The organism is Pseudoalteromonas luteoviolacea, assembly GCF_000814765.1.
GTDB lineage: Bacteria > Pseudomonadota > Gammaproteobacteria > Enterobacterales > Alteromonadaceae > Pseudoalteromonas > Pseudoalteromonas luteoviolacea_H.
Window position 1 is genome coordinate 933767 of the sequence record NZ_JWIC01000007.1, and the last position, 20459, is coordinate 954225.

At 40.3% G+C, this 20459-nt stretch carries 17 protein-coding genes; 10 read left to right on the forward strand and 7 right to left on the reverse strand.

Going from position 1 to position 20459, the window contains the following annotated elements; translation table 11 throughout:
- Positions 1 to 160 precede the first annotated feature (160 nt).
- On the reverse strand, positions 161 to 3241 hold the full coding sequence (locus JF50_RS18375; RefSeq protein WP_152614588.1) for a hypothetical protein: 3081 nt from the start codon (positions 3239 to 3241) through the stop codon (positions 161 to 163).
- A 536-nt stretch (positions 3242 to 3777) separates the two neighbouring features.
- Between JF50_RS18375 and JF50_RS18380 the strand changes: the two genes are divergently transcribed.
- The gene (locus tag JF50_RS18380; protein WP_039610806.1) at positions 3778 to 4524 is read left to right on the forward strand and encodes a hypothetical protein; all 747 of its coding nucleotides are present in this window, start codon (positions 3778 to 3780) and stop codon (positions 4522 to 4524) included.
- Positions 4525 to 4869, forward strand: a complete 345-nt coding sequence (locus JF50_RS18385; RefSeq protein WP_039610807.1) for a hypothetical protein — start codon at positions 4525 to 4527, stop codon at positions 4867 to 4869. It abuts the gene before it with no gap.
- 540 nt (positions 4870 to 5409) lie between these two features.
- Here the strand turns inward: JF50_RS18385 and JF50_RS18395 are convergent.
- The 6 genes from JF50_RS18395 to JF50_RS18420 form a co-directional block, all read right to left on the reverse strand.
- Positions 5410 to 6987 (reverse strand): hypothetical protein, encoded by a 1578-nt coding sequence (locus JF50_RS18395; RefSeq protein WP_039610809.1) that lies wholly within the window; start codon positions 6985 to 6987, stop codon positions 5410 to 5412.
- Positions 6984 to 7946 carry a hypothetical protein gene (locus JF50_RS18400; RefSeq protein ID WP_152614589.1) on the reverse strand — a complete coding sequence of 321 codons (963 nt, stop codon included), beginning with the start codon at positions 7944 to 7946 and terminating at the stop codon, positions 6984 to 6986. The genes JF50_RS18395 and JF50_RS18400 overlap by 4 nt, the downstream gene beginning before the upstream one ends.
- A 29-nt stretch (positions 7947 to 7975) precedes the next feature.
- Positions 7976 to 8296, reverse strand: coding sequence for a hypothetical protein (locus tag JF50_RS18405; RefSeq protein ID WP_039610811.1), 321 nt, complete (start codon positions 8294 to 8296; stop codon positions 7976 to 7978).
- A gap of 454 nt (positions 8297 to 8750) precedes the next feature.
- Positions 8751 to 9470, reverse strand: a complete 720-nt coding sequence (locus JF50_RS18410) for a hypothetical protein (protein ID WP_039610812.1) — start codon at positions 9468 to 9470, stop codon at positions 8751 to 8753.
- Between the two features lie 9 nt (positions 9471 to 9479).
- Entirely contained in the window at positions 9480 to 10892 is a 1413-nt protein-coding gene (locus JF50_RS18415) for a hypothetical protein (RefSeq protein WP_039610813.1), read from the reverse strand.
- Positions 10893 to 10920: 28 nt separating this feature from the next.
- Entirely contained in the window at positions 10921 to 14835 is a 3915-nt protein-coding gene (locus tag JF50_RS18420) for a TOMM system kinase/cyclase fusion protein (RefSeq protein WP_080760292.1), read from the reverse strand.
- Between the two features lie 497 nt (positions 14836 to 15332).
- On the opposite strand from JF50_RS18420, the gene JF50_RS18425 reads away from it, so the two are divergent.
- From JF50_RS18425 to JF50_RS18460, 8 genes are read left to right on the forward strand one after another with little or no spacing between them, the layout of a single operon-like run.
- Positions 15333 to 16040, forward strand: a complete 708-nt coding sequence (locus tag JF50_RS18425; protein ID WP_039610814.1) for a hypothetical protein — start codon at positions 15333 to 15335, stop codon at positions 16038 to 16040.
- A gap of 4 nt (positions 16041 to 16044) precedes the next feature.
- Complete coding sequence (locus JF50_RS18430) at positions 16045 to 16659, forward strand: aspartyl/asparaginyl beta-hydroxylase domain-containing protein (RefSeq protein WP_039610815.1); 615 nt, start codon at positions 16045 to 16047, stop codon at positions 16657 to 16659.
- A 42-nt stretch (positions 16660 to 16701) separates the two neighbouring features.
- Positions 16702 to 17214 (forward strand): GNAT family N-acetyltransferase, encoded by a 513-nt coding sequence (locus JF50_RS18435; RefSeq protein ID WP_200890424.1) that lies wholly within the window; start codon positions 16702 to 16704, stop codon positions 17212 to 17214.
- Positions 17215 to 17272: 58 nt separating this feature from the next.
- Positions 17273 to 17566: a DUF6916 family protein gene (locus JF50_RS18440; protein ID WP_039610816.1), complete on the forward strand. Its 294-nt coding sequence runs from the start codon at positions 17273 to 17275 to the stop codon at positions 17564 to 17566.
- Between the two features lie 40 nt (positions 17567 to 17606).
- On the forward strand, positions 17607 to 18155 hold the full coding sequence (locus JF50_RS18445; protein WP_039610817.1) for a phage tail protein: 549 nt from the start codon (positions 17607 to 17609) through the stop codon (positions 18153 to 18155).
- A gap of 15 nt (positions 18156 to 18170) precedes the next feature.
- A complete protein-coding gene (locus JF50_RS18450; protein ID WP_039610818.1) occupies positions 18171 to 18698 on the forward strand; it encodes a phage tail protein in 528 nt (175 codons plus the stop codon).
- A gap of 11 nt (positions 18699 to 18709) precedes the next feature.
- A complete protein-coding gene (locus JF50_RS18455; protein WP_039610819.1) occupies positions 18710 to 19258 on the forward strand; it encodes a phage tail protein in 549 nt (182 codons plus the stop codon).
- A 14-nt stretch (positions 19259 to 19272) separates the two neighbouring features.
- Positions 19273 to 20406: a S8 family peptidase gene (locus tag JF50_RS18460; RefSeq protein WP_039610820.1), complete on the forward strand. Its 1134-nt coding sequence runs from the start codon at positions 19273 to 19275 to the stop codon at positions 20404 to 20406.
- The last annotated feature ends 53 nt before the right edge of the window (positions 20407 to 20459 follow it).

Sequence of the window (20459 nt, forward strand, 5' to 3'; positions counted from 1 at the left end):
TTTATGCTTTGTTAGGGCTATTTTGGCATAGATTTTTAGATTAAAGGGAGAAAAATAAAAATAAACGAGTTTTTTAAGACAAAGTTGAAACTAGCAAAAACATTGATAGTTTCAACTCAGTGGAAATTAAATTACATGATAGTCGCACTATGCCTTTAATTTACTCATTAGTTTGTTCCATAATCGACTCTGCAACAGGGCTGCCAAGCAAGTCTGTATGAATAAATATAACGTGTTTTGGCTTAGTTTTTTTATGGTAGCTCCAGTCAGAGCAAGCATTCCCATCGTAACAAGCTCTCACTTTATACAGAGTGAGATGTGGGCTGCTTGGGGTATCAGAGAAAGACGTTTGCTTTCCTAGGTTTTCAATTACTTGCCAATTTAGACTACTGTGAGCACTGCACTCATTAGCGGTTGGGCAAGTCGATTTTGCTATTTCATAATGTGTTGCCAAGACGATGCTCTGCCAGCTAAGAGTATGTCCGACTTGCTTTAGAATTGGTTTTTCGAAAACATTTAAGTCGAGCTCTAATGTATTACTCCATGGGTAGCACTGATTGTTAAATGTACAACCCCTTGCTTTCACAGCAACACTCCCGGCTTCTTGATCGCTAATTGTCATTGATTGTTGTGCAGCTGGTGGGGATACGTGGTAAGGGAACCAAACGAGCGGCACAGAACTCGAAGCACACTCCTGGCCACAGTATGCAGTCATTATTTCCAAATATGCCAGAGAGGGATCCGTGAGCTTACACCAGCTGAATTCTGCTTTAGAGTTTGTTGTTGATAGCGTGGGAATTGTAGCGCAATCTGGCTGAATGTAATCAATGACGAGTTTAGTTTTTGCACTACAATCACCACTGATTGTGCATGCTTCAATAAATAACGTGTGTGTACTTAAATCATTGAATGTATATTGCCATTGTTGCTTTTGTAGATTGCGAGGCGCATTCTCAAGAGGCACAACTTGATTTTGTGCATCAAGGGTGTACAAGTTATAGCTCAATGAGTCAATTAATGATTTAGCGTAATGAGATGGCATTTGCCAGTATAACGTAGCGGTGTCTCCAAGGCCCCAATATTTTCCTGTTTCAACTGAGTATTCGAATTTAACAGGGGGTTGCAATGTTAAGAAGTCATTATCAACAACATGCACTGCGAGGGTTTTTGACTCATACGTTGCGCATCCACCTTGGTTAGTGCAGGTGCGAATAGCAAAAAGATAAACACCTGAATGTGCAAAAGTATAATCTAATTGTGTGTGAGGGTGATTGGTTTTTAGTGGGACAAAGCTGGTTGATGGCGCTCCCTCAACATTTGCCAACAAAGAGATATTAAACGTAGTCTCTTGAGAAAAAGAGGGGGTCATCGCCCAAGATAGCGTTAATGTGCTTCCTTTCAAAACAACCGGTTGATCTGCGTCTTCACCACCCCATGCAAATACGGGAGAAACTTCCATGCGCTCAGGAGCCGGAGGTGGACCTTGCTCAACATGAAATGACACATGACTGCTTGGCCCACAGGTAGAATTGAGCGTACAGGCTTTCACTTCTAGGTGATAAAGCCCGGGCTCTTCCAGTAGGTATCTGTTCAGTACATGATGGTTATCATGCTCTTGCTCAGAAATTAAGATTGGCTTTAATGGTTCAGTGGTATTGGGCAGCGTCAAATACAACTTGTACGTCAGCTGAGTATTTATGGGCATGCCTTGTATGCTGGGTTTGCTCCACTGCAGAGATGTGCGGCCATGTGTTTTTGTATCACTGGAGATAGAGAGGTTTCCGACTCCTCCTACACTTGGAGAGACAATGTTTGGCGTTGTTGGTACATGTACGTTAATTGATTTGACCGCCATACTGCCAAGTTGCTGAAAGTAACTATACGGAGTGATGGCAAAGGTATAAGTACCACTTTGACTTACTGGCAGTACAGTGTCATTTTTAGCAAATACGACTTCGTCACGCCAACGTTTGGCCCAAACATATCCTGGAGGGGTTAGCCGCGTGGTGCTCTGTCCATTTATGGTCTGGAAAATGGTGTAGCCAAAAGCACCAGGTATCGAGGGCCATTTGAGCTGAATTGTTCGTGATGCTGCGTCATAACTTGCCTGTATTTTCTGAGGGTCAATCGAGTTTAACTGATAAAGAGTTGAGGCTGTGTCGTAAAAATATCCATTTTCCGGACAGCCAACGAAACCTTCACAGTGCAGTCTAAACTGGTATCTATTTTCGGGTAAGAATGAAATATCATACACCTGTCGTGTATTCATACCGCCATAGTAAAATGTTTGCCACGTGTTTTGACCATAAGGGCTGTACTCTACGTGGTACTGATGGTGTTCATCACCAAAGGGAGTCCAACCCATTTCGATATTTTGACCTAAATTAACAGGGGACACCGAAAATGATGTCTGGGCTTGAGCTAATGCGGCCCCCTCATAAAGCTGAATATCATCCAGCTGAATTTCAGCATGCTCACCTAATAGTCGTATTTCGAATGAAATATATCGCGTCCGTTTTGTGTTATCTAGCCAAAGTGATTCTCTAAAATTAATCACCTTATCATCAGCATTTGAAATAATTAATTCGCTGCCTTTAACTCGATGATTACTATTGTAATAGGCAATTGGAGTAATACTGACTTTACTATTGGGAGATAAGTGACTCACTCGTAATTTACCTGTTATTGAGATTCCGCTGAGATATTCACCCCCAGGGTCACCAAACATACCATGCCAGCCATAAATATGGTTATAATGAGCAAAACCCCAGTCTTTTATATTTAAGTTTAAATAATTCGGTTCTTCACTATTTATAGGTGTGAGCGATTTGACTGTGACGTCACCAAACTTTTCATCCATACTGAAAATTTTATAGCCATTTTCAAAGCCTGATTGTGCAATCAATGGCTTGAGGGTGTTAATGTTTACCTTTATAGGGGGTGATGATTTATATTTCCCACATTGATTTTTAAAACACTCTTTAATGCGGTATATAAACTGCTTGTTTATATCGTTGGGTATATAAAAGTAGGCATCATTATCATGAAGTAAAGGTGTTGTATTTCCCTCGTATTGGTTACTTATTTGCGCATTAATACCGTTATAGTGCGCTTTTAAATGATTAGGTGTATTAACAAACGTATTGTGAGGCACAATTGGAAGCCAAGTAGTGCCTCCATCATCGCTTTGTTCTAGTAAGTATTTGCTATCGTTAGATAGGCTTTCCCAGCTAATGTGCATGATTTGTGCGTCATAATCGTAACTTGCATGTAGGTAATTGGGGGTGTTAACAACTAAAATCTCCTTCTTAAAGACATCATTATTAGCGCAATTGAGAGGTTCATCACACATTAAACTAATAGTATATCTCCCTGAGGGCAGTTCCAAATTTTGTTTGAAATACAGATTACTCCCTGAATAGAGAGTTTGAGATTGAAGGGTATTGCTGTTTCTAATTGTCAGGACATGCTTACTATTGGTATTTGTGTCATGCCACCGAATGTCTAATTCACCATTGTAGATTATCTCGTCAGTAAGAATTTTTGATTCAGCTATATTATTAGTTAGATAATATGAAATGGCAGACGAGTTTTTTAGGCTTGCAAGAATATTAAATGATGTTGTTATTAATAGTGAGAATAGTAAGAGCTTATAAATCATATTTTTTCTTTTTATGCTGACTTTGAAGAGTTGGTGAGTGTTGCTGTATTATTTTTTGTTATTATGACATCATTGTGATGTGTTTAATATTTAAAATTTAAATAAGGATGAAAATAATGCGATTTATTTTATTTTTGTTGCTCTCTTTGTTCAGTATACATGTGTTTTCAGCTGCGCATATTATTCAGCTTAATGTGAGTGATAATAATGTACGTTTTGCCATAGATGAAGAGAAAACGCATACCCTTCCTAGTTGTGTTCATGCATCGACGCGAAATGAATATAGTTTTTCGTTAGATAATGAGCAAGGCCGGGCGATGTACTCTATGTTGATCACCGCATTGGCAGGGGAGTTACCGATTAGTGTTGAAAGTGCTAATGACTGCCTTGCAATTGTTGATGTAGAACGAGCAAAGGGCGTATCGGTGGCGGTAAAGCCGGCACTCTCTGATAGCTATAAGGGGGTGAGTATACTTTATAAAGGAGATGGTATAACTAAGGTTGGGCGCATAGAAGGCTTTGCCAGTGATGATAAGTACTTGTATATTGCTCCGCTGTCAGAGGGACAAGATTTTTTTAAGTACGATAGGTGGGGGATCGGCTCTGGAAGAGTGTTTTTTCTAGAAGAAAACTGCCTAGGTGCTGGTTATGTAAATTTTAAACACAAGTATGTATCTTTTCCATTCTATCAAGATGAAGCTGTATTGGCGGCGAATATAGACAGCTATAAAGGGCGTCAAGTGAAGTCTCATGCATCGATGGAAGGGTGTATCAACAGCTCGTTTTTACAAGATTTATATGAGTTGACACCTGCTGTTCACCCAATTTGTGGTAGCAAGCGCTGTATCATTCGAGATGAATAAATGAAGACAATTTATCAACAAACTGTATTTGGTAGCATGGTAATACTTAGTCTATTTGCCTCAACGAGTGTGAAGGCGAAAGGGGTAATAACAGATATTGAGGTAAAATCGGGTATCGCGTATTTTCAGCTTTCTACATTGAAAGACTCAGTTGCTAGCTGTGTCAGCGAAGATCATAAACAATTGTGGTCAGTGGATGTGACTGCAAACTCTAATCAAGGTACATACTTGATGCTGCTTAGTGCGGTTAATAGTGCACTGACGTTGGAAGTTACCTCAGCACATGATTGCCGATTAGCTGCTGGTATTGAAAGGGTAAAGTTTATCACGATAGTGACACCGTAATTGGTTGAGAAAAATTGCTTTATTAAATGCACCGTTATGCAAGGTGGTGTTAAGCAGGGCTATGAACAATAGCCCTACAAGTTTATTTATATACTTAGATTATGAACCAGTGCGCTTTTTAAAAATGAATATAAAGCTGGTTGCAGATACGGCGTAACTTGGAGTAGGCATCAGTACAACTTATTTTAAAGTCGAAATATTGCCACCTATGTGGTGTGTTCAACCTAATTGTATTACATGCTTCCTAAGTTGCTCTTTAAATGTTTTTACCAATGTAGCTAGAAAAGTATTTGATGTTTTTTATTACAAAGCTGCCAGATAGGTTAAAGTCACCTTTTTGTCTAGAGGCTAATATGATCGCGTCATTCATATTGGCCAGTACACATTTATGTTCTGCACGTGTCAACAATACCTTTGCGTAAAGCGAATGAAGCCAAGGTAGATGAGTGATTTTGCCTGTATTGATATATGTGTGGCGGTGCACTTCATATCTGAAATTGAGAGCGGTTGTCTAGGTTGTATATTTTTTCATAAAAGGAACTAATCCGTTTGGGTGTCAGGCTCACAATATTTATCTTTGTTTTGCCATTTAGCTTCGCTAAAAATAAACATAAAGTCCCCAGTATATTTCGCAAACTTAGGTTTTCCAGTTTTTTGGTTGCATTCAATTGCAATCCCCGCGTTGGCATGACAGTTCATGCAAGAAGAGCTCTTGTAGGTGAGCTTTTTGGTCGAAGTGTTGAAGGTGTTACCCTGCTGTAAAAACGTCTCTATGGTTTCATTTGTTAAAAACAGAGGGTGTGGCGAGCCTCCAGCAAAGTTGGTTAGCTTCGCACGAGAGGTTTGCTGATAATTTTGGTTTTTATCCGTCAATGGTTCGCTGCTGTCTGTGGTAAATTGGGTGCCAATGAGCTTATAGTTTTGTAAGACCGAGTTTTCTTGTGCCAATTGGTGTTGTACAAACTGGTTAACGGCCTCTGTAATTGGATCTATTTTTTCCAAGCGGACAACTTGGGTTTTTGTTGCGCCACTTGTTGCAGTATTAATGGGGCAAGTCGGACAGTACCTATTATAAAACGACGGTGTTTGTCCCCATACGTTATCTTTATGTGAGAATGTAGAGTAAACCCAATTACCTGAGCTTGCCGTTTTTTGGTTGATATGAAAACCCACTACACCCACATTGAGTAGCTCAGTGGTTTCAACATTTCTCTTATACCCAATAGGCATTTTTGCTACCGGTAATTGAGTGTGGATATAACGCGATTTGTCATCGTCTGATGTTAGGATTTTCCATGCGACTTTAATTTCAACAGCTAAACCAGGAGACTTCAATGGTGTATACTGTGTTAAATCTTGTTGTTTATTACAGTTTTTGAACTGACCTGTACCACACCTCAAATAACCGATTGTATTGGTATTCAAACAGTCGATGTTGTTGTTGTGGCAAGCCCACTTTTTACCCTGTGCAAAATCGATTTGCCCATCAAGGTTGTAAAGGTTTTTGTTAACAATAAAATGAAATAAATAGGGGCTGATAATTGATTGGTAATATATTGGGTTATTAGCCTGATCTATTAAAATTGCTTTTTCATTGTTGCCATTGCGAGGAGATACCTGCTCAACTTTTGACAATGGGACTAACATATCAAAATTTTTGGTAAAGTCCCAAGCCTGCGGTTTCTCTCCATTTTGTAAAAACACACTCTCGCTATCACGCCAATGCAACCACACTGGTGTCGGGCAATCTTCTTTTTGACAGGTTTTAAGGTTATTCTGCGTGACTTCGTAAGTTTCGTTTATTTCCCTGTTTAAAGCGATGAACTTTAGCCATGAAAAAAGATTATACCGATGTGTGAGATAGTCAATTTTTTGTGTTTTATGTGGGTCACTGTCTGCCAACGGCTTTAAATGTGTACAGACATTTTTATTGTAAGCGTCTAATGGGTAATTTGATAACTTGGTGATGTTTTTAGGGTAATGGTATTCATTGAATATATTACACTCTTCGCTTATTAGCCATGAAGGGTAATAAGCAGCGTCATCATATTCAATATATTTTGCATGCACTGATGCTGTAAAGCAGGTTAATAATATAACCTGTAGGTACTTCATCATGATACAAACCTATTGATTTGAATTGGAGCGCAGTGCAAATAGGCTTTAAAGTTCACCGAACTGTCCTCAAAAAGAGAAAATTTAGTATAAAAGGCGCAATCTAAGTTTGTATGGTGAAGCCAAGAGGTTATCTCAGTTAAGTTCTGATACCCATCTGGAGTGTCACATACTTCAGCAACTTGCTGAATAAATTCACTCTTTAAATAATTTTGTTGAGCATTGGCAACCCAAGGGAGTTCTATTTCTATCTTTTTTGAAAGCACGGTATCAAAGGATAAACTTATTTGAATGTCTTCTGATAGTGATTTAGCTATATGTAAGATTGCGCTTAGCTTTGTGTAGTCGCCTTGCCAATTGAGCGTGTCAAGTAGTGAGTTAATTTCATTTACGTGCACCGATAGAACAAATTTAGTCTTAATTGCCTCTCTAGCATAGGTAAAACCTATATGGTTTAATCTACAACTTTTCAAAGCATCCAATACACTTTGTGCCTGAGTCACATGACTTTCGGCCATGTTATTAACGAGCTCTAAACTCACTTGGTGTAATAAGTCATCGTTATCATATTTGTAGTGTTGTGTGCTGATATAAAACGTAGGGATACTTGGAAAATGGTCTGAATTCCAATCAAAGCTAAACCAAACTAAGTTCAAATTTTGGAATAAGGGATTACTTTTTCGCTCAGATATAAAATTAAGAATTTTTCCTTGGCTAATACTGTTTGGTATGAGCTCTAAAAATGACTCTATTTCACTCAAACTGTAATTTGTGCATTCATAGGCTAGTAATACATCACATGGGCGATAGTTTTCCATGGGACGGAATTCGTAGCATATTCCTTTGGTATTTTGTGGTGCTGTAGACAATAGCTCGTCGACAATTGCTGTAGAGCGTCTATTGGTTAAAGAGCTATGTGTACTGCTTAGGCGTTCGTGTAATTGAGATGAAGATAAGCGCATTGTGATTGGGGAGATATTTCCCCCTCCTATTACCAAACAGAACTTAAGTCTTGATCAATTTCAGGTCTTAACTCTGCAGAAAAGTCTTCCCAAAGTTTGTCTGTCAAGTTTGATTCTCTCGCTGCCGATAGGACAACTTGTTGTTGTGCCGGTGTTAGTTCAAACATTTTCATTACGTTATCTAAGTCTGCTTGCGCGAGTGCTTTAAACTCTTCGTTGTAAGTAACGTGGTAGGTAAATGAAAGTAAGCCAGTAGGCATTTTTGCGCGATCAGTACTCGCCATAATAGGCAAAGCCGTAGTGGCTACCAAAGATGCTGCTGATACCTTTAAGAATCTTCTTTTATCCATGTTGTTGCTCCTAGCAAATAATGTACATTCTTTTTTATAATACCATGTACTAGCATTAAATATTTTATATTTATTAGGTGCTTACCTATCAAAAGCTAGCAAGATTGAACTGATTTAAGTGTCTGAGGGTAGAAAGTTTTAATAGATAGGAATTTAGCGTTAAGTTTAGAGGAAAAATATACAGACTAATAATACAATCCCTTAATGGACAGACCATTATTATTTTAAATGATGTGATAGTTGTCTTAATATGTATTGACTATTATGTAAAAATTAACTCAATTGATAAAAAGCGAACAAGCTTATGCCTGATTTCAGATAATAAGTGCGACACTCATAGTAAGGCCTGATTTCGGAACGAAGTGATTTTGAATAGGCAGCAATACAGGCTTATTTTAAAGCCAAAATATTGCTACCCAGATGGTGTATTTAATCTTCTTGTATTAAATACAGATTACCAAGTTGCCTTGTACATGTTTTTGCCAATGTAGCTTGCAACGTATTTGATGTCTTTTTTGACAACTAGTCCGTTGGCAATGGTCTCTGCTGTACTTTGTGCAACAAAACCATAGTCGTTATCAAGCTTGATAGAGACCAGTTTATCTGTCAGCGCTGCCTCGTTACCTTCAGCAATTAGGTTGATAATTTCTGTGCGCAGTGCATTGTTCATGGCAATCTGCCAAACCAAAATGCCGATGCGTGCCTGTTCTTCTACGTCTGCAAGTACTGGTGCATCAGCATCAAGCGAGTCAAAGTTTTCATTGGCTTCTAAATCAGATAGATCTGAGAATGCACAGCGGTAGCCTACATTTGCAAGTACAAGTGAGATCACATCGTTTGAATCTTGCTGTGCGCTGCCCTCAACAATATAGTTTGCAAACTCTTTACTCATAACAACACTGGTTTCACTGTCGATAGGTACACCATTCGATTCAAAAAAATTGGTGACGGTGTTATCGTCAGTTAATGCCACATTACTGCTAGGAATATAATAAATATTGGCTAGTAGTAGCTTTAGAGCCGGTTTTGCGCTTAGCTGCGGATATAAGTTTGATGTTGCGATACGAAGGTCAGTTCTGACGATCATATTTTTTTGCATTTCTAGACAACTAAAACGGTCCTTGACAGCCAGTAGCGCAGACATTCTTTCTTCAGTTAAAGCTTCTTGAGTCATTTTGGTATCCTAATTAAATAGTTTTGCGTCACCTGACAGTTGGATCCAGTCAGGTAGTGATTTCAGTTTACTGTCATTTAAAAACATAAAATCTTGATCAGCTGCATCGCTGTGGCAAGCTGAGCAGTTTTCTTCTTGGAAGAATGATTCCATGGTGGTATTCGATAAGTTGGTCGGTGACATGACTTTGTCTTTGAGCCACTGACTAGCTACCAGCTCGTAGTTGATAAAGTTTGAGTTATATTTTTTTAGGCGTTTTTGAGCTTGGCTGTTGTAAACTTGCTGCTGGCTGGCAATTTCTCTTGGTAGCACCAAGGTATTGACTATTTGAGAGGTCGTATTATCAGCTGATGGGCTGTTTATCTCACAGTTTGCTTTTGAGAAATCCCATTCATTGTTGTTTTTACAAGACTTTTCAAGTGCACTAAAGGTGTTTTTATCAGTCAAATCAATATTGAATAAGTTCCATTCGTTTTGAGTATCTGATTGTACTAATTGCGCTTTAGTTGGCGCATTTTTAGTGTGCTCGTAGGTTGACCAAGACCAGTTATTGATGCGTTGCCCATTTAACTCTTTGTACTGACTAGGGATTGATTTGTTCACTATATGTAAACCAGCCAAACCAACAACTTCTAAAGAGCAGGCTTTTGAATTGGGGTCTACCACTAATGCAACGCTGGTGTGAAAGTCGTTGACTTGAGATTTGTCCAATAGCATCCAAGATGCTTTAAGGAACATTGCGCCCCTCTGAGTATTATCGTAATTGCCCATCACAAAGTTATAGGGCTTTGCTGGCTCAGGTTGTGACAAAAACTGCCAAGATTGTTCATTCAGGTATATTTGATAAAAGACCGGATTGTTACTTTTATCGAATAACACATCCCCATGGGCGTCGGTTATATCGAACAGCACTTCTACTTTTGAGTTTACTGGGATATTCGGGTTGCTGCTGACGAACTTTGATAGTGCAGAGTCACCATTTTTATCTTTTTCAACGAGGCTTTGACATTGTTGTGGTACGAAGTAATTTAAACTGCTCCAATCTAAGGATATGTTTTTTAACTGGCTTAAATGTAGATCCTGCAAGCGTGGCCACGTTTGCCAAACAGGCAAATGGTCTGAGCTGGTTGTGTAATCAGCATCTAGATCCGGTATACCTACTTTGCCTTGCTGAGACGGCCAGTTGACGGCATAAAATTGCTGATATGCAAAACGTGATGCAGAAGTATCTGTTGGCGTATTTTCTATGGTTGCTGGGTAACAAGGTTTCAATGCGTACTCACTGAGCGACCGCTCTTCACATGCCGTTGTTGGTAGCATATCTGACGATGCTTCTGCTGTGCTATTCGATGTGTTAAACGCGACGAGATGTGTGCTACACATCCCCAGAAGCGTAACCGTAATAAACGGTATAATTTTCATTTGTTGGTGCCCCTTGATTTTTGATGGACTATTTCTTGCCAAAAACTTGCTGTTGCTGTCTCAACTTAGTTGCTTTTTTGGCATAGTTCGACGGTTTGCCAAGCGCAGTGAGTATCTTGTCTTTGATCACAAAGCTGTCAGGTAAATAAAAGTAATCTTTTTGTTTAAAGGCTAACGTGATCGCATCATTTATATTGGCCAGTGCTGCTTCTTGCTCGGCACTTTCTAACAAGGCTTCTGCATATAACGACTTGAGCCAAGATAGGTGACCAATTGAGCCTGTATTGATGTATGTTTGAAGGTGAGCGTGCATATCCGAGATGGAGAATGACTGTTCAGATTTCATTCGCACCCAGTTCAGTAGTATTTCTGCATAAGCGTGCCACAGCGTGAAGTTGCATTCCTTGGATATTTCTAGACACCTTTGAGCGTAGTATTGCACCTTTTCTAAGTCTTTAATTACAACATAATGATAGGCAGAGCGTGCTAGGACATGCACTGTGCAAGCGGGCACGTTATGTCGTGACGCCAAGGTATTTGCTTTCTCTACCAGCTGCTCACTTGTTTCATAGTCATCAAGCAATAAGCAGTTTGACGCTTGTAAAATATGCGAAGAGATACCGACTTCAAAAGGGTAATCAGTAAATAACTGATGATGCTTCTCGTAGTCATATAAAGATAATGACTTTGCATAAACTTCTTGAGATTGATTAAAGCGCCCCATTGCCCAGAGTATGGTGCCTTTGATAAACAAAGAAGACACAATGTATTTTACGTTATTGCTTTTCAGTGCCCCTTGATAAAGGGTGTCGGCAGTTTTTATGCCTTCTCTATGATCCGCGCAAACAACTTGTGTGATACCAATGCCCCATAAAACATCAAGGGTAGGCTGTGGGTCGTTAAGGTTGTTACATAGTGAAAGTGCCCGTTCAATATGTGGTCTGACTGAGTCATGGGCATAGCCAACCGTAGCAGCCAAAGACATAGAGAGTGTAAACTGCAAATCTATTTCATCTAGAAATGTTTGCTCACAAGGCGCTACGAGTTGGACTTGCTCGATGGCACGTTCAAACAAAGGAATAGATAATAAGTTCAGTCCAACTTTATTTTTTGCTTTACCTGCTTGTGTATTAAGTGCGTATGCTTGCTGATACTCTTCTGCTTTTTCATAGTGAAATGCAACATCCTCGAGCGCATGTTTAGCACATTTATGCATACTGCTCGCAATCGTAAAGTGCATGTTTCTTCTCGTTGAAGCCGAAGCACTGTCATACGCCGCGTCTCTGACTAAAGCATGTTTAAATACATAGCTGTCACTGTCTACACGCCTTTGTTGAACTATCAGCGCTCTTTCAAGCAATTCATTTAGATCATTTTGTATTTGATCTTCACTCAAAGGTGATGCTTGAACTAGCAGTTCATACTCAAACTCGCGTCCTATGGTGGCTGCCAATTGAGCTGTTTCTTTGGCATGGACTAAGTTATCTAGTTTTTGCTGTAATGATTCTCTTAAACTGCTCGGTACCTGCTCTAAACGGTCAGGACTAATAAATGTGATTGCGCCATCTCTTTCGTGTATAAGGTGCTTTTCTTTAAGCATACCGACGAGTTCTTCGATGAATAGCGGGATGCCATCAGTACGTTTAACTAACACAGAACACACATTGTCAGATACGTTTTGGCTATCAAATAGTTGCTCTATAAAGTCCGTAGTGGCTTTGGCAGTGAGCTTATTAAGTTCCACCTCTAGTAAAGTCAGATCATGTAAGCTACTTGGGCAAGGTTGTCTGGACGTACTTATCATCACGCTACCATCTTGCAGCTGCGCCGCGAAGTAACGTAAAAAATCGATAGTGATTGCATCTGCCCAGTGAATATCTTCAACAATATAAAGTTTAAATTCACTGATACTCGATTTACGTGTCAATAATAACGCGCTTAAGCCTGCAAACAGCATGGTCTTTTGCTCATCGGGAGAGTGCGAAGATGGCTGCATGTCCTCGGGCAACTCTATTGCCAGCCAAACCATTAAAACAGGCACTGTCGCATCAATTTCTGCTTGAGCAAGACCATATTCAGTCAAGGCATCTACTAAAATTTTTGTAATGTTCTGTACCGACTGATTGTCAGTATTAAACAGGTACTTTACCAGATTCAAAATAGGGTATAAGGCGCTGTTCTGATGCTCTGGTAGACATTGAGCCACTAAGTGCTGATATTGACTGGCGTTGTCTCTGACCTCTTGTAACAGTCTTGATTTTCCGATCCCCGCTTCACCATAAATATGTGCAATGCGGGTGCTATTTTCGCCGTTTATCACAGAAAGTGTTTTATCTAATTCAGTCTGCCTACCGATGAGTTTATGGTGACTTTTAGTGCCGCGCATGAAGCCAAATGCTTCAACACGTTTTTCGCCTTTGAGGTTATAGATGGATAACTGTTCAAATGACAATCCGATTTGAATATTGTCAAAGTAATCAAAGTCACTATAGGGCTCTAAAATTGCACGGGACTCAGCAGAGCACAGAATTTGGCGTTCGCCAGCGAGTCTTGCCAGCTCCATGGCGGTATTGGCGATGTTGCCCTCAGGTACTGAGTTGGCATACGTGACAAAAATACCTGAGTGGATCCCAATATGGGCATTGAGTTGAATACTGTGGGCTTCTTGCATTAAAGCATTGCGTTTAGAGAGTTCACTGATGACATCTAAAGCCGTGCGAGCGCTCAAACGCGTGTCATTGTCACTGGCAACGGGATAGCCAAAATAAAATAACATGGTATCGGCTAAGTTGCCGACGTGATAAGCGCCAAATCGGGTCGCAATATCAATACAGTGATTGCGTTGCGATTTAAAAAGCGTATCTATGATGTCAAAGTCTTTGGCACTCTCTGTGAGCCTCTTGGCACTTAAACGTAGTGCCAGTACGGTGATTTGTTTACGTTCAGTGAGGGTCGTATAATCTTGAACTGCAATGTTGTTTGGGTCGTCATTACGAAGGACAACTGTATTGTCATCAAACCCGTGTTGAGCTTGCACGTCAGCTAAAATACCTACGAGGTTTGAAACATTCATGGTATTTAATTCAGAAAATGCTTCTTTACCTGAAATGACTCGCTCGGCAGCATTTTTTTGCAATACTCGACGCAGCAGTCCTGAAAGCGGGTGACCGAGCAGGGCGCTGGGGATCGGGATATGCACATCACTGAGTTGCTTGTGATATATTGAGGCAATACTTGACCCTGTGACTGCGGGCATACCTGTTAAGCATTCAAGTAATACTAAGCCCCATACGTATAAGTCAGTTTTTTCTGACGCAGGCTCACCTCTCAATTGCTCCGGGGCACTATAGGACGGAGTACCGATCGTTTCTTGCGTGAGCGTTATGGTTGCGAAGTCTTGGTGGCGGCTGTCTTGCGTGAGAGTACCGATACCAAAATCAAGGATTTTTGCATGTGTTTTCGCCCCCGCTTGGCTAAGCATAATATTTGCGGGCTTAATATCTCGGTGAATGATGCCTTTTTTATGGGCGTGGATCAGTGCATCGAGCACCTGCAGCATAATGTCCGTGGCTTCCACTGCGTCCAGGGCCCCTTCTTGCATAAGGTATTCACGCAATGACTGGCCTTCGATGTACTCAAAAACACCATATAACAGGTGCTCATTAACTTGCCCTTTGTCTAATAATCGAACGATATGCGGGTGCTCTAATTGCCCACTTAATGCGGTTTCTCGTTTGAATCGCTCAACATATCGTTTCTTTTTAGATTCTTCTAAATGTGGCTCCAGTGCTAGAAACTTGATAGCAACAGTTTGCTCTGTGTTTTTATTACGTGCTTTATATACTTTACCAAAACCACCCTCACCAATCTTATGAAGAAGCTCATATTGGGAAGAATTAAAGTTATTCTCTATATATGGATCAGAAAAATGAGTTAATGACATTATGCTTATTCTACGAGTTAATTATTGTTGCCAAGAAACATTTGATGCAATCGAATGTAGATAGTACATCGTTTTTTAGTGGTTGACGATTACAAGTTATAATTAATTTCACATATATAATACATACGATTTTTTACCTAGTAAGAAACGCTTGTTTTATTTTTATTATTCCAAATATAAGGATTAATTACCCCATACTTTGTCTCGAATATCGGTTTATCAATGGTTTTACCTTATGACTGTTGTGTTTTCCTGCTTTTTGATTTTGGTATTCTAATGCTTAAACATAGTTAAATAGAAATAGTTATTCTTTAACTTAACCGTCTGTGCGAGCAGAATATTACATAATCAAGGCATTCAAAATTCAGCCTAATCATTAAGTGTTGGCTTATCCTTTCCTTTTAGTAGTTTTTTACTTGTTGATGTAATAAGGTGTAATATTTTATTGTTTCCTTTGCTGTAATAATGAATTCAATTGCTTACAGAAGGAATAGTTTATGAAGCGCCGGGGTTTCGTTAAATCAACATTAATAATGAGTGCACTGGGCGGTGCAGGGATTTCGTTGCCTATTTTGGCGAATCAAAGCAAGCTTACAACTTCATATACACACAGATTAAATGACTCTGACCTCCTGTCTAGTAACATAAATTCCCCTGCGCTTTTAATTGAAAACCCACAACAAACTATCGTTGAAATAAGCCTCAAACCGAGAGTAGCTAGACGCTATGGTAACAAAGTATATATTTTGTTTGAGTCAACTAACCAAATAGAGATATATGACGATAAGGGGAAAAAAGTAGGCTTTGTGCCATTGAATATGCATGTTAAAGATTTTGCAATTGATGAAAAGCGTCAGCGTTTATTTGTCACAGGAGAAACGAGCTATTCTATTTATGCTTTAAACTTTAAGGGTGAGATTCTAGGCTCTTTTGGCGAATTTGGTACTGAACTAGAACATCAGTTAAATGGGGTTAAATCGATTACTTGTGATGAATCCGGATATGTCCATGTTTTAAATTCTGACTCAAATAATATCAAATTATATGACAGCCAAGGCGTATATGTGAAAAGCTATGGGCCTAGGAATTTATATACAAAAACCCGTTTATCTACCATAGATGGTTATCACTCTATCACGGTTCTCGGTGGCAAGTTTGCTGATACGGTCTATAAATTTGATATTTCTGGACGACCTTTAGGGTAGTTTTATGACTATCAGTTGTGCACAACCAACAATGGTGATAACAGGTGCAAAGCTCGATTTACCATGCCGTATTTCAGCGTTACTTGATGACGTTATTTCAGTAAATAATTCACACTGGTGTAGGCACGTAAACACAGCTTGCTTTGCTGGCAAATGGGATGTGCTTGCGCTTTATGCTGATCAAGTGCATTTGGATGCTCATCCGATTTTACAGTGCTTTTCAATAGAAGAATGTGACGGACAATTTTCGCCTTTACCCATCATGGACAACCTACCTGCAATTCAAGAGTTTCTGAGTCAGTTCAAATGTCCTTTGAAGTCAGTGAGACTAATGCGTTTGGGGGCGGGCAGTCATATCTATCCGCATAAAGATCATCACTTATCTTTGGAGTACGGTGAGGCACGGATCCATATTCCCATTACAGGCTCTGAGGAAATTGAGTTTGTTGTTGGTGGGCAAAAAGTGCCTATGCGCAATGGGGAAGCCTGGTATGTCAATGCAGATTTAGAGCACAGCGTTTTGAACAGAGGCTTCAAAGCAAGGATAAATTTAGTGATCGACTGCACGGTAAATGATTGGTTGAAAAATATCATTGAATGTTCCGAGCAAAAATTTTAAAGCTGCATATACTCAATAAATGCACATAAGAGGATAAGGATTATGGTGCAATTTACCATACCGGAGGGGCTTCATATTCGTCCCTCAACAGCAAGTGATAAGCCATTTATCGAAAAGCTGCACAGAGAAGTAAGACAGGATTTGCAGTGTATTGATGGTGAGCAAGACTTTATTGAGTCCATCGTTGAGATGCAGCTAAAAGCGCAAACTCAAGGGTATGGCGCTCAGTACCCCAATGCAATGTACTTCATTATTGAAAAACACGGTGAACCCATTGGCAAGGCCACGCTTGATTTTGGTCACAACGAAATTCGCTTGATTGATATCGGTTTTTTAATTGCTGCGAGAGGTCATGGTTTTGGACGGGCCATTATTCAGTCTTTTCAACACTGTGCTGCACAATCAGCTGTGCCACTTACCTTATCTGTTTTGAGTCACAATGTGAGCGTTAAACGTTTGTATTTAGAGCTCGGGTTTCAAGTATCTGAGGTTCAGTCTCCCTATGAATTGATGATTTGGTATCCCCCTGCGATGAAGCGCATCGTCGGCGTTTAATTTGGTTTTGCCTTGAAGGCAATGCCTCTGTTAATCAATGCATAAAGAGTAGCAATAAATGGAAAAAGTCACACAAGAGCTGATGAACTCGTTGGTTGGTCAAGAGATCGATGTATTTTCGTTACAAGATGAACAACAAGTAGGTAAGTTAGCAATCAGTAAAGTTGAGCAAGGTCGAATCGACACTGAAGAGTTTTCTTCTTTTAGTATCTCATTGCTAGGCGATCCTAAAAACCAACTACCTCAAGATAATTACTTGTTTAAACACAACGCGTTTGGTGAATATCCAATGTTTATGAGTATTCACGATATTGATAAATATCAGATTGTTATTTCTCGCAAACGCAATTAAGAAGTGGGGAAACCCAAGTCAAAAGTAAGGAGTGGTTTTTATGGTTAATCCGTATTTAGGCATGATGCAGATGATTGCCTTTAACTTTCCACCTGTACACTGGGCTGCGTGTAATGGCGCATTGATTGCTGTCAACGACAACCCAGCGCTATTCTCATTGCTCGGCGATACATTCGGCGGTGATGCTCGTACCAATTTTGGGTTGCCAGACATGCGCGGACGCGCACCTGTCTATCAAGGCAAGTATGGCATCGTCCAGCAAGGACAGAGAAGCGGTTTTGAAGACGTTACTCTGACTAATGCACAAACAGGTCACAATCACGATTTTCAAGTCGATTCGCTAGAAGGTGATAGCTTTTTGCCCTTTAGCAATTCAAATCCTACGGCTCGATATACGATATCGACAGCCAATACACAGTTTCCAACTGGGGTTAAGCAGTTTTATGCAAACAATTCTGGTGGATTAGATACCTTATCGTCTCAAAGCATGGGCACTGTAGGGGCGAATGCGCCGCACACGAATATGCAGCCGACAACGGTAATTGGTTTTATTATTGCACTTAATGGTGCATACCCGCCTAGAAACTAAGCAAAGGAGCATAATATGAGTGATGCATATTTGGGTGAAATTCGCATGTTTGCAGGCGTGTATTCTCCGTACCACTGGTCATACTGTGCAGGCCAGCTACAAGCGATAACTGATAATCAATCTTTGTTTAGTCTATTGGGTACTAATTACGGTGGTGATGGCCGAAGTACCTATGGATTGCCTGACATGCGTGGACGGATCCCTGTAGGCGACGGTCAAGGACCTGGCCTGACAAATCGAGTTTTAGGGCAGCGATTTGGTGTCGAACAAGTTGTATTGTCAACGGATCAATTGCCAGTGCACAGCCATACAGTGCAAGTCACCAGTGCGACGTCAGAGTTACAAGCGCCAGTTGAAGGGCAGTCTTATATTGGCAGTGAATTACACTTTTTACCTGACTCAACCGGAGGGTTAGAAACGAACCCTTTTAGCAGCCGAGCTATAGGCACAACTGGTGGTGATGAACCGCACGAAAACAGAATGCCGATGCTGTATCTCGGTTTTATTATTTGCATGAACGGCTTATATCCGTCTCGTAACTAAGGAGTATTATAATGGATCCATTTATTGGTCAGGTTGATATGTTGCCTTACACTTTCGCTCCTGTGAGTTACACGTTCTGTGACGGGCAGTTTATTGAGATATCACAAAATCAGGCATTGTTCGCAGTGATAGGTACTACCTACGGCGGCAATGGTCAAACCAACATGCAAATGCCGGATCTACAAGGTAGAAGCCCAACCATGTTTGGGACAGGGCCAGGATTATCACCAGGAGATTTAGGAGATCGTGTTGGTTTACCAGATGTAGTACTTATGGAGAGCCAGTTACCTTCGCATACTCACGAGTTATACGCAGGTAAAACGATTAAAGATGGTTTGGTTGATAGATCAAATGGTACCGGTTTGCTCTCCGCAGCTAGGGCTACAACGGGTGGCGTTGCTCGCGTTTATTCATCTGATGATTTGGGGGGGTCAAACATTTACCTTAACCCACAGGCAGTCTTAAGTAACGGGCAGAACCAAGCACATGAAAACAGGCAACCATATCTAGCAATACAATTTTGTATTTGTATAGATGGTATATTTCCTCCTAGGAGTTAAGTGGGCCGTTAGTAGTGAAAGTTTTAGGCTGTTTTTTAATTCTATTCGCATTTGGGGTTGTCGCTGACACCCCCAATAGACCCTTTATTACTTTTAAAAATAATCTACAAGAAATTAAGTTATACCCATCAGCCCAAACAAATATTTATAGCAGCAATATTGGGTTAGATTTTTATCTCAATTACAAACTAATTGCCCAAATTGATAAACGCAAAGCACATAACGTTGAGCCGATTGCTGCAAGCCAAATACTGGCAGAGAATACACACAGCACAACTGTTCTAGTATCACCTGAAAAGACACATTTTTTATCTGTTTATAAACAGCTTAAGCAATTGAACTCAGTGGTAAATGTACAGCCTGACTTTGCCATTGTTCACCAGTATGTACAGACGGAACACACACGTAAAAATATATTGAAAGCGCAAAAGGTTGCGCTGCTTCACAGCCCTCAATGTATTTCGTCTTATCGCCCAAAGCGCATAGCAATTATTGATCATGGTATGAGTTTATCTGAGCCTGCGCTTTCAACGTTTAATGTATTGCTGGAATATGATGCAGACCGCCAACAACTATTATCCAAAACAGAGGTCACACGCGGTCATGGCAGCATGGTTGCCAATGTCATAGCGAGCAACTTACAGTCTCACATAATTGAGCAGGGTGTCCCCGCAGCAGAACTAGTGACTATTCAACAAGCAAGCACCTTAAATTCGGCCATGATTTTGGCATTCAGTGTGTCTCAAAAAATGCAGGTAGACGTCATTAATAGTAGTTGGACACTGCCTTTTGTTTCAGAACTACTGGCTAATGTGATCCGTGATGGCTTAACGGAGGGCGGTATCTCTTACATTATTGTATCGGCAGGCAACCATGCACAGGATGCTTGTGTGAGCAATAAGCTGTCGTTGATAAAAGGCGTAACAACAGTTGGTGCATTGTCTGTTGATGGAACAATTGCACCGTTTTCAAATTATGGCAGGTGTGTAGATGTGTATGCGCCAGGCGTATTTTCCAAAAAAGAACAAGGTTCAAATTTCACTATACATGGGACGTCTTCGGCTGCAGCTTGGGTTACCGGAGAAGTGTCGCACCTGTTGGGGTGTGGCCTGACAAACAATGAAATTAAACTCAATAACAATTATTAAGCTCGTTTGATTTTTAAACAGAGACTGCGCGCTGTTAACTAAGGAGTAAAGGC

What these genes read in the sequence shown, in the direction of transcription:
- JF50_RS18375 (WP_152614588.1), bottom strand. Translation starts at nt 3,241, where the DNA reads ATGCACATTAGCTGGGAAAGCCTATCTAACGATAGCAAATACTTACTA.
- JF50_RS18380 (WP_039610806.1), top strand. Translation starts at nt 3,778, where the DNA reads ATGCGATTTATTTTATTTTTGTTGCTCTCTTTGTTCAGTATACATGTG.
- JF50_RS18385 (WP_039610807.1), top strand. Translation starts at nt 4,525, where the DNA reads ATGAAGACAATTTATCAACAAACTGTATTTGGTAGCATGGTAATACTT.
- JF50_RS18395 (WP_039610809.1), bottom strand. Translation starts at nt 6,987, where the DNA reads ATGATGAAGTACCTACAGGTTATATTATTAACCTGCTTTACAGCATCA.
- JF50_RS18400 (WP_152614589.1), bottom strand. Translation starts at nt 7,946, where the DNA reads ATGCGCTTATCTTCATCTCAATTACACGAACGCCTAAGCAGTACACAT.
- JF50_RS18405 (WP_039610811.1), bottom strand. Translation starts at nt 8,296, where the DNA reads ATGGATAAAAGAAGATTCTTAAAGGTATCAGCAGCATCTTTGGTAGCC.
- JF50_RS18410 (WP_039610812.1), bottom strand. Translation starts at nt 9,470, where the DNA reads ATGACTCAAGAAGCTTTAACTGAAGAAAGAATGTCTGCGCTACTGGCT.
- JF50_RS18415 (WP_039610813.1), bottom strand. Translation starts at nt 10,892, where the DNA reads ATGAAAATTATACCGTTTATTACGGTTACGCTTCTGGGGATGTGTAGC.
- JF50_RS18420 (WP_080760292.1), bottom strand. Translation starts at nt 14,835, where the DNA reads ATGTCATTAACTCATTTTTCTGATCCATATATAGAGAATAACTTTAAT.
- JF50_RS18425 (WP_039610814.1), top strand. Translation starts at nt 15,333, where the DNA reads ATGAAGCGCCGGGGTTTCGTTAAATCAACATTAATAATGAGTGCACTG.
- JF50_RS18430 (WP_039610815.1), top strand. Translation starts at nt 16,045, where the DNA reads ATGACTATCAGTTGTGCACAACCAACAATGGTGATAACAGGTGCAAAG.
- JF50_RS18435 (WP_200890424.1), top strand. Translation starts at nt 16,702, where the DNA reads ATGGTGCAATTTACCATACCGGAGGGGCTTCATATTCGTCCCTCAACA.
- JF50_RS18440 (WP_039610816.1), top strand. Translation starts at nt 17,273, where the DNA reads ATGGAAAAAGTCACACAAGAGCTGATGAACTCGTTGGTTGGTCAAGAG.
- JF50_RS18445 (WP_039610817.1), top strand. Translation starts at nt 17,607, where the DNA reads ATGGTTAATCCGTATTTAGGCATGATGCAGATGATTGCCTTTAACTTT.
- JF50_RS18450 (WP_039610818.1), top strand. Translation starts at nt 18,171, where the DNA reads ATGAGTGATGCATATTTGGGTGAAATTCGCATGTTTGCAGGCGTGTAT.
- JF50_RS18455 (WP_039610819.1), top strand. Translation starts at nt 18,710, where the DNA reads ATGGATCCATTTATTGGTCAGGTTGATATGTTGCCTTACACTTTCGCT.